The organism is Sphingomonas sp. Leaf10 (assembly GCF_001421245.1).
GTDB lineage: Bacteria > Pseudomonadota > Alphaproteobacteria > Sphingomonadales > Sphingomonadaceae > Sphingomonas.
Genome location: NZ_LMKE01000001.1, coordinates 39610 through 40513 on the forward strand (window position 1 = coordinate 39610; position 904 = coordinate 40513).

At 69.4% G+C, this 904-nt stretch carries 1 protein-coding gene and 1 pseudogene; both read right to left on the reverse strand.

Annotated features, from left to right (window positions below; translation table 11 throughout):
- Nucleotides 1-145: 145 nt before the first annotated feature.
- Nucleotides 146-628, reverse strand: coding sequence for a chemotaxis protein CheW (locus tag ASE59_RS00185; protein WP_056450614.1), 483 nt, complete (start codon nt 626-628; stop codon nt 146-148).
- Nucleotides 625-904, reverse strand: a pseudogene (locus tag ASE59_RS20450) (methyl-accepting chemotaxis protein); the annotation flags it as partial. The gene ASE59_RS00185 and the pseudogene ASE59_RS20450, both read right to left, overlap by 4 nt.

Sequence of the window (904 nt, forward strand, 5' to 3'; positions counted from 1 at the left end):
ATCGTAGATCAGCGCGGCAAGTTTGGCGAACTTGTGCGGGCTTAGCCGATCGGCGATCGACGATGCGGTGGCAATGGCGGCGGGCATGACGCGGACTTTCGGATGGGGAAGGCCGGATCGCCGCGGGCGCGGCGATCCGAGGGGATCAGGCGGCCTGTGCCAGCGTGGCGATGTCGGCCGCTTCGTCGGTGGCGAAGACATGCGCCACGTCGATGATGACGACGAAGCCATCGGCCTCGCGCACCACCCCTTCGATATAGTCGGAGCGCCAGCGCATCCCGACATCGGGGGCCGCTTCCAGCCGATCGCGTTCGAAGGTCGCGACCGCGATCACCCGGTCGACCACCAGCCCCAATGGGAGCGTCCGGTCGGGCAGGGCGACGTCGACGATCAGCACCCGCGTCGCGAGCGTAGGGTCGACCGGCGACAGGCCCAGCCGGGTGCGCAGATCGATCATCGGCACCCCCTGACCGCGCACGTCGGTCAGGCCGAGCATCCACGGCGGTCCGCCGGGAACGCGGAAGGCGGGCGTATGGTCGAGGATTTCGCGGACCATGGTCACCGGGACCGCGAACACCTCATCCCCCAGGCCGAAGGTGACGACCTGTACCGGTGCCGCGCCGGTCATGCCGCGCGTCCGAACGCGGCGTCGTCACCGTCCGGCCCGCCCTGCATCAGGTCGAGCGCGAAGCCGCGGGCGCGGGCTTGCTGGTCGGCGACCGTATTGGGCTTGGCCTTGGGCGCGGGTGCCGGCTTTGCCTTCGGCTTGCGGGCGGCGGGACGCTTCGTCACGGTGCCCGAACCATGCTCGACCCGGAAGAAGGCGATGCTCTGCTGCAGTTCTTCCGCCTGTCCGGCCAGTTCCTCGGAGGTCGAGGTGATCTGTTCGGAGGCCGAGGCATTC